7 protein-coding genes, 1 tRNA gene and 2 pseudogenes are annotated in these 8,156 nt (G+C 47.4%); 3 read left to right on the forward strand and 7 right to left on the reverse strand.

Features of this window, described 5'->3' with window-relative positions; translation table 11 throughout:
- Positions 1-340 precede the first annotated feature (340 nt).
- The 4 genes from V6C93_RS25315 to V6C93_RS25330 all read right to left on the reverse strand — a co-directional run bounded on the left by V6C93_RS25315 (position 341) and on the right by V6C93_RS25330 (position 2,544).
- Complete coding sequence (locus V6C93_RS25315) at positions 341-553, reverse strand: hypothetical protein (RefSeq protein WP_333479441.1); 213 nt, start codon at positions 551-553, stop codon at positions 341-343.
- A 229-nt stretch (positions 554-782) separates the two neighbouring features.
- Positions 783-855, reverse strand: a tRNA-Ala gene (locus V6C93_RS25320).
- A 61-nt stretch (positions 856-916) separates the two neighbouring features.
- Entirely contained in the window at positions 917-1,645 is a 729-nt protein-coding gene (locus V6C93_RS25325; RefSeq protein ID WP_333479442.1) for an HAD family phosphatase, read from the reverse strand.
- Positions 1,646-1,653: 8 nt separating this feature from the next.
- Entirely contained in the window at positions 1,654-2,544 is an 891-nt protein-coding gene (locus V6C93_RS25330; protein ID WP_333479443.1) for a class I SAM-dependent methyltransferase, read from the reverse strand.
- Positions 2,545-2,855: 311 nt separating this feature from the next.
- Between V6C93_RS25330 and V6C93_RS25335 the strand changes: the two genes are divergently transcribed.
- Positions 2,856-4,037, forward strand: coding sequence for an RtcB family protein (locus V6C93_RS25335; RefSeq protein WP_333479444.1), 1,182 nt, complete (start codon positions 2,856-2,858; stop codon positions 4,035-4,037).
- Here the strand turns inward: V6C93_RS25335 and V6C93_RS25340 are convergent.
- A pseudogene (locus V6C93_RS25340) lies at positions 4,032-4,181 on the reverse strand (zinc ribbon domain-containing protein); the annotation flags it as partial. The gene V6C93_RS25335 and the pseudogene V6C93_RS25340 overlap by 6 nt on opposite strands.
- A gap of 201 nt (positions 4,182-4,382) precedes the next feature.
- On the opposite strand from V6C93_RS25340, the gene V6C93_RS25345 reads away from it, so the two are divergent.
- Together V6C93_RS25345 and V6C93_RS25350 are read left to right on the forward strand one after the other, a co-directional pair.
- Positions 4,383-5,555 (forward strand): PAS domain-containing protein, encoded by a 1,173-nt coding sequence (locus tag V6C93_RS25345; protein ID WP_333479445.1) that lies wholly within the window; start codon positions 4,383-4,385, stop codon positions 5,553-5,555.
- A gap of 917 nt (positions 5,556-6,472) precedes the next feature.
- Entirely contained in the window at positions 6,473-6,805 is a 333-nt protein-coding gene (locus V6C93_RS25350) for a hypothetical protein (RefSeq protein ID WP_333479446.1), read from the forward strand.
- A 43-nt stretch (positions 6,806-6,848) separates the two neighbouring features.
- On the opposite strand, the gene hpsU is transcribed toward V6C93_RS25350, so the two are convergent.
- Positions 6,849-7,496: a hormogonium polysaccharide biosynthesis acetyltransferase HpsU gene (gene hpsU, locus V6C93_RS25355; RefSeq protein WP_333479447.1), complete on the reverse strand. Its 648-nt coding sequence runs from the start codon at positions 7,494-7,496 to the stop codon at positions 6,849-6,851.
- Positions 7,497-7,549: 53 nt separating this feature from the next.
- A pseudogene (locus V6C93_RS25360) lies at positions 7,550-8,156 on the reverse strand (metallophosphoesterase); the annotation flags it as partial.

Consider the following 8,156-nt stretch of genomic DNA (forward strand, 5'->3'; position numbering starts at 1 on the left):
TTCGTTATCCCTCCAGTACCGTAAGCATTTATTCTGAATGAATTGACTGGTACGGATAGCCTCATCTATTGCTCTGTACTGAGCATCTTTCGCCTTGATTTTGAACTCGTAGATTATCATGGCATCGACCTAACCCCCCGACTTATTATGCTATCATACGTAGCATAATAGCGCTAGTTAAGCTTCGTGGCTTAGCCCGGAAAGTCTTGGGCAGCTATGTACCTCCGCTGCCCCGCCTTATATCCCACGCTTAAAAAGACGTGGGTTTTACGGCGTTTCTATAAACTCTGGCTAGGTTGTAGCCAAGGGGAAGGCAATCGCCTGTTTTTTGTCCTGCTACCTAACAGCGTTGTTGAGCTAGATCCCGGATGAGAGTGATCCTATTGTTGAGGTAGTCGCTTAACACGTGGATTTCTTCATGATTCAGCGCTCGGTCTTGCTTGAATTGCTTCAGCAGCCACTGTACTAAACTCGCATCATCCAGTTTTAGCAGAAGATTAGCCTGAGTTGTTTCAATGAGAGACCACAGCTGACGCAGCATTGTGGGAGTCATAGAATCTCCTTTTTAGGTAAAAACCCTTGCTGGGCAGGGGAACGGGAACAGTGGTTTGATAACACCGTGAGGTTATCAGTTCAGACACGGTTCATTTATTAAGAATTCCTTTAGAATTCTCTTTTCTTTCTTACCATAACCGATCTAGACATAACAGAGAGCAGTGCTCACAAGTTGATACAAGAGTTACCAAACACTTAACAAAGCGAAGATTATCTTGATATGGGCATGGAGAATACCGGACTCGAACCGGTGACCTCTGCGGTGCGATCGCAGCGCTCTACCAACTGAGCTAATTCCCCTTAGGGATAAAGACTTTTGATTAAATCCTCACCTAGACGCGAACATTCACCGTTTCGCATTTTAACACTTCCTGGCATCAGGCTGATGTTCACGGCGAACATAAATGTCCCGCACTCGGTCTAATTCTATGTCGTGAAGATAATCCACCGTCCAGTTGGCTTGACGCTGGAGCATGTGAAAGGGATAGGTATTCGCGACTCCCACCACCTGCATCCCAGTTCGTTTCGCCGCTGTAATGCCGGCTGGGGTATCTTCAATCGCTAGGCAGTCTGAAGCTTGGGCTTTGAGGTTGGGATATTTTAGATTGAGTCGCTCAACGGCTAAAAGATACCCATCGGGTTCGGGTTTGCTCACTTTGATATCGTCACCCCCAACAATCACCGCGAAGTGCTGGGCGATCCCGGCACGATTGAGGACTAATTCCACCTCACAACGCAGCGCCCCACTTACCACCCCCATCGGCAACTGGGCAGCGCGAATTTGGAAAATTAAATCCTCCACGCCTGGATAAATTGGCAACTTTTCGAGCATCTGGAGCTTTTGCTCATAGGCTTGGGCTTTACGGGTGATGAGTTGGGTTAAGTAGCTTTCTGTAACAAATCGTCCTCGACGCTTGAGTAACTCAGTTAGACAAATGCGATCGCTCCTTCCCAGGCAAACTTCTCGATACTCATCGGATGAGGGACGCAGATTTTCCTGTAGGAGAATTTCCTCAACCAGTTGTTGGTGAATGGCCTCGTCATTAATAATGACGCCGTTGAAATCAAATAGAACTGCCTTTAATGTCATGCCAGGTGCTAAAACGCTGGGGCGGGAGTGCCCTGTGAACCAAAATCTTGGGGTGTGTTACTCGTGAACCCCTGTGGCGGGGTTGTAGCCCGGTTGTTTGCTGGGATGGGTTTCATCCCCTGGGTAATTTGATGCACCCACCAATGATCATGTGTTTGTACCGCTTCAAAGCCGACTGCACCCATCCAAGCCTCTACACTCTGGGTCGCATAATCCTTAATATACGGCTCCTCAAACACCTCTGTAAGCCAATCCACTTGGCGCAATGTTTTCTGATTTCCGTCTAGAATCAATAGTCCTCCTCCTGGCATCAGCAACCGGAAGCCTTCCCGCAGAATGGACTTGGCGGCGGCGGGTGGTGTCTCGTGAAACAATAACGACGCCGTTACTAAGTCAAACGACGCATTAGGAAAGCCTGTCTCTTCGGCATTCCCATGACGCCACTGCATCGTTAACCCGGCTGTTTTGGCTTTGTGTTCCGCCATCACCAGCATATAGGGTGACAAGTCTAATCCAATCACCTGGGCTTGGGGAAAGGCTTGTTTCAACATCAGGGTGGTGGAACCCGTACCGCAGCCTAAGTCGAGAATCCGTCGCGGCGTTCCCTTGATACGATCAATTAAGCCTTGGCGTACCCACGTTTCATTCGGTGGCAGCACGTATTGGGTAATCGGATCGTAGGTAACCGAAGCACTGGGGTTGAGGTATCCCCCCTCGATGCCGTGGAAGTTTTGGCTACTGTAGTAGTCAGGGTAAATGACCTGAGGATTGCATAAGCGATCGCTCTCGCCTTCCCAATCAATGCTTTCATACAACTGCCGCAACTTTTCTTGATCAATCAAGCTACGGACAATCGGCGATAGGAAGCGTTCCCAAATTGTGTCCTTACGAACTGCCATAGGAGTAGATGTGGGGTTGTGTGGATTGCTTTTGACACACTTCAGGCAGAGCCGTTGAAAACCTTGCCTTGTTTACAAATTGTAATGTAGTTTCTCTCTGGGCTATTACTTTTGCCTGAAAGACCCAGAGGATAGCAAAACAACATTCTGGAATTTAGCTAGGCGTCGTGTAGCATTAATGTAGTACACCAAAAACTAATCTCAGAGCTATCCCGTATAAAGCTTTAAACAGGGATGAATTGAGCCAAACATAAGTCGTTGTACAAAACTCTTTCCCCATAAACAGCAATATTTTTAAGAGGCACAGGTTTATGCCATACGAAAAGCTAAAACTCTCCACCCAGACGCCAGTCCTTTCTTGGGCGAATCATGCTCTCGGCTCAGAGGAAACCAAGATGGCAAAAAATGTGGCTTCTCTGCCCTTTGTTTTCAAGCATGTGGCATTAATGCCAGACGTTCACTTGGGCAAGGGAGCCTTAGTGGGTTCTGTCGTTGCGACAAGAGAAGCTCTCATGCCTGCTGCTGTCGGTGTGGATATTGGTTGCGGGATGTGTGCAGTTAAAACAACCTTTGTGGCTAACCAACTGGAGGGTAAACTCAAGAAAATTCGCCTAGATATTGAAGCCGCTATTCCGGTTGGCTTTAACGAGAACAAAGACATTGAAAAATCTGTAACGAACTGGCAGCATTGGGCTGATTTCAAACAACTGCATCGAGGAGTGCAAGATTTAAAAGGGAAAGCGATGAGACAAATGGGTTCCCTCGGTGGCGGCAATCACTTCATTGAAGTTTGCATCGATACCGAAAACCAAGTTTGGCTCATGCTGCACTCCGGTTCGCGCAACATTGGCAATGTGCTGGCACAGTGCCACATCAGCACGGCAAAAGAGCTCGCCAAAATGACAAAAACAGCTCTCCCTGACCCAGATTTAGCCTACTTTGTTGCCGGAACGCCAGAGTTTCGGGCTTACTGGCGGGACTTGCAGTGGGCGCAAAATTATGCACGCGTCAACCGCGATGTGATGATGGCTCGCTTCAAGCGGATTGTTGAGAAACATCTCGCTGGCGGCAAACCCACCAAGCCTCTGTTGGAGGTGAACTGCCATCACAACTACGCTGAGAAGGAAGTGCATTTTGGTGAAGACGTGTACGTCACACGCAAAGGTGCAGTCCGGGCGCAAGAGGAAGATTACGGCATCATCCCTGGTTCGATGGGAGCAAAGTCTTTCATTGTTAAGGGTAAAGGTAATCATGACAGCTATTGCTCTTGTTCCCACGGTGCAGGGCGTCAGATGTCGCGCAGCAAGGCGAAGAAGCACTTCTCGTTGGACGATTTGATTGAGCAAACCCAAGGGATTGAGTGTCGCAAAGATGAGGGTGTTTTGGATGAAATTCCAGGTGCTTACAAGTCTATCGACGAGGTTATGAATAATCAGTCTGATCTCGTGGAAGTCGTGGCAACACTCAATCAGGTGGTCTGTGTGAAAGGTTGACAGGGATTTCTTTACTTTCGTCCCACAGTTAGAGCAATTTTGACTTGTATTGTGGGGAGGCACGGCAATCGTAACCTTCCCATATTTAAATCCAAAATACTCTAACCACTGTCGAAATGTTGACCAGCCAGCATCACTGACTGCACTAGTGTTAATTTTGCCTGTAACCCTGTATACAACCAAACACTAGAATTTCCTATCGTGCAGACAAAATTATCCCTGATTTTGGCAAGTTTGATTAACAAAAATTGGAAATTGCTTAAGCTAAATCTCTCGATTGGTCAGTGCATCAAAAGCAGGAATCTTCTATTGTTCACCTCGATAGGTGATGTTGGAGGTTGAGACATGGTAAACGTTGATGTGTTTGCTAAGCGGCTACAGGTGATAAACTGGCGCTTAGCTGAGCTGTACGAAGGCGCGAATGCCTCGGTAGCTCAGCAACCAGAGTTCTTACTGCCAACAGCCTTCAAGGAACTCGGTACCGCCTCGGAAGAGTTGCAAGTCGCTGTCGAAGAGCTGTACCAGCAATCTGAGGAAATAGCTGTTACCCGATTGCAGGCGGAAGTAGAACGCAAGCGCTACCAAGAGCTATTCGATTTGATGCCGAATGCTTACCTGGTAACTGACGCACAAGGGAAAATTCAAGAAGCTAACCGTGCCGCTGGTAGATTACTGAATCTTGAGCCGTCCTACTTGAGGGACAAGCTGCTAATCAACTTTATCCCCCTACAAGAGCGTTCGGCGTTTCGCTTCAAATTCAACCAATTGCACCAGCGTAACTTTGTGCACAACTGGACAGCACGCCTACAACCCCGTAACGGTGATTGCGTTGAAGCAGATGTGACTGTAGATGCTGTCTATGACGATGACAACAGGCCAATCTACTTGCGTTGGATAGTGCGTGAACTCCCCAAGTACCAGCAACCTCAAAAGGCGCTCTCCACAAACAACGACGCTCTTTTCCAGGATCGACCGTTGCATAGTTATTCCAAAGGAGAAATTATCCCCCTCACACCGACTTGCGTTTGGCTCGTTACTCAAGGGGTAGTGAAGCTAAATACGATGAGTGAAACCGGTGATGAGATACTGATGGGGTTGGTAGGGCCATCTATACCTTTTGGTTCGATGATGACTTCCCTTCCCACCTATCAAGCCACAGCTCTCTCGGAAACGGTCAAGTTAGCTTGCCTTTCCGTAGCAGAGATTAGCGCTTGCCCTCGTCTTTCCCAAACTCTTTTAACTCAAATCAGTCAGCGGCTACGTCAGACAGAAATGCTGTTAGCCATTTCTGGGAAGCGACAAGTGAAAGAACGCTTGCATCATTTGTTGCAGTTGTTGAAGGAGCAAATCGGCGTGCCTGAGGTTCAAGGCACTCGTTTAAGTGTTCGTCTCACTCATCAGGATTTTGCCGATGCTTGCTGTACTACTAGAGTGACCATTACCCGATTGCTCGGTCAGTTACAAAAACAAGGGAAGATTATGTTTGACGCGAAGCATCATCTGATTGTGAGAGATTAGTAGGAAATTATAAACTACCTACCCCTAAGTCCTGTCATCGCAAATCCCTATCTATCGTAAAAGGTAGAGGGCAGAAGGTTTATTACTGCTACGTGGTCGCTTCAGCCGTTATATCTGTCCTAACCTTGATATAGCAAAAGGTATATAACAAAAGGCAGAAGGCTCCAGGACAGAAGGCTTTTATGTTTATTACTGCTAGGTGGTCGTTTGGGCTGTTAACTCTGTCCTAAGCTGAATGGCACTGACTTAAGCGAAAAGTGATCGTTTCTTGGAAAAACCAAGATTGGGGGGGTTCCCCCCAAACCCCCCACTGGGGGACGGAGTGCCTACCTAGAGACCCCCTGCACAAGGGTTGGTTGGTGAGGTAGGAGATTTCTTAAATCAGTGACATTCGTCCTAAGCTTTATGGCGACAGCTATACAAACAGCTAACAGCTATATCACTTACTATCTTGTAGTTTGGAGTAAGAAATCTGGGTCTTGGTGTAGGCGCTGAACCCGCTCACTACAACATGCCTATTCAGCGTAAGCAACTGGATATCACATTAGTCTTGACGTAACGTTTTGAAACTAATGTTGCGTGTTTACGTCTTCATCTATACACATATAGTTAATAGATGGGTATCCTGAGATATAGGGTCAATTTTTATAAGACAGCCCTCTCGATAGAGCTACAAAAAAATAATCTTTAGCTACAACTATAAGCAAGATTCTTTCTGGGGTTCAGCATTTCACAGAAAAAATGAATTTTTATTACTCTTAGTTACAGGTATCTAACATGTGTTTAGCCTGAATGAAAAACGCTAGATTCAAGCGTTAAAGGTGGAGTTGGGCATCAATCGTACTTTTATATTAAGAAGTATTAGCTTCGTCCTAGTCATACTGATTTGCTATCTAATGGCCTGGAAGATAAAAAGTATGGCAGAACAATGTTTCCCACTCACTAAGAGAGAAATCGAAACCGTATCAGTAGGCGATAATCCCCAAGGGCGCATCGCCAATGACTCAGAAATCACAAAAAGCACAGGAGCATTCAGATTTATGAACTCAACTTCTATGACGGTACCCAGGTTTAATAGAAATCAAATCGTGCGTTTTAGTGGCGGTATAGGCACAATCAAAAGCTACCGACCTAATTCAAATCAGAGCTGGATTTATGCCATTGAAATGGAGATGGGGCCAGAACCTGATTTCGGTAGAGTGGGTTTTGAGACGACCATCCTCCTGCATGAAGCTGAAATTCAAGCATAGGGATGGAGACTTGATATTTCCTTTGCCCGATCGCCTTTTAATTTTATTTCTGCCCGATTTGCCGTTGATAGCGGGGGCGTGCGGGTGTGCCCCAACATACTTGTTGGGCTGGGATATTGTTGAAAACACTGCTACGCGCCCCAATCACCGCATTGGCCCCAATTTGAACGCCTGGGGCAATGAAGCAATCCGTGGCAATCCAGACGCCGTTACCGATCGCAATGGGTGCGGTGATTAGGCCAAATCCTGAGTCTTGGATGTCGTGGCTACCGGTACAGAGGTAGCATTTTTGCGAAATCACGCTGTGACAGCCAATGCGAATGCGATCGAGACTGTAAAAAACCACATCATCCCCAATCCAACTGTAGTCGCCAATTTCCACTTTCCAGGGATAGGTAAAACGGGCAGTGGGTCGGAGAATCACACCAGTGCCAATTTTAGCCCCAAATAGCTGGAGTAGCCCATTGCGGAAGCCGTTGAAGGTATGGGGACTTAAGGGAAATGCGATCGCTTGCACCAACCACCAAAGTAAAACGAACCATCCAGGACGCCCGCGATCAAACTTGGATGAGTCATATTGACGTAAATCAATCAAGGGTGGTTGATCTAAAACGGGTTGTTCAGCGGAGTCTACCTGATTAGCCGAAATTTCAGGCTTCTGGGACAACTCAGTGGGTGGGGTTGTATCCATTTATAGTTCAAAATGCAAGAAGAGAAGAATAGTCCTTGCCCGATATGGGGACGTTAAATAACAAAGGGTTCAAGGTGGTTATGACGCCACTGTCGCCCCAATCGTTCGGCAATCAAGGGGCGGACAACGAACTTGGGGGGGCAACCGGCTTTGACATCAACTCGGATAAACGAATAGGGTCGCCCCTTCTTTGAGCCATGACCATGCCGACCGACAAAAAGGCGGGATTTTGCAACTTGACGAATGCGATCGCCTTGATTATCCCTAAAGCGCTCACTTAAATCCGAACCCTCCGCCCGTTGGCGACGCAGACTGTAACCGCTCCCCCCGCAGACAATCCAGTTAATGTGAGAGTCCGCGTGTCCGGTGTCACCTGTGTAGAGATGTTCCAAGCAATGGGCATGACCCGAAAGCACCAAATCCACGATGGGACGCCCCTGTGGCAGTTCCCCAACCGCTTCAGCGACCGCATCCAGAACACGGCGCAGATTGTAACGAACTTCCATCGTTTGTCCTTGGTCCCACTTGGTAACTTCGGTGACGTAGGGAGGATGGTGGAAATAAAGGACACGTCCCCGCACATCTTGAGTATTCCAAGATTCAATCAGCCTTTCCTTGAGCCATTCGAGTTGTTCAAAGTCGGTAACAATATTTTTGTCG

Source organism: Allocoleopsis sp., assembly GCF_036703385.1.
Classification (GTDB): domain Bacteria; phylum Cyanobacteriota; class Cyanobacteriia; order Cyanobacteriales; family Coleofasciculaceae; genus Allocoleopsis.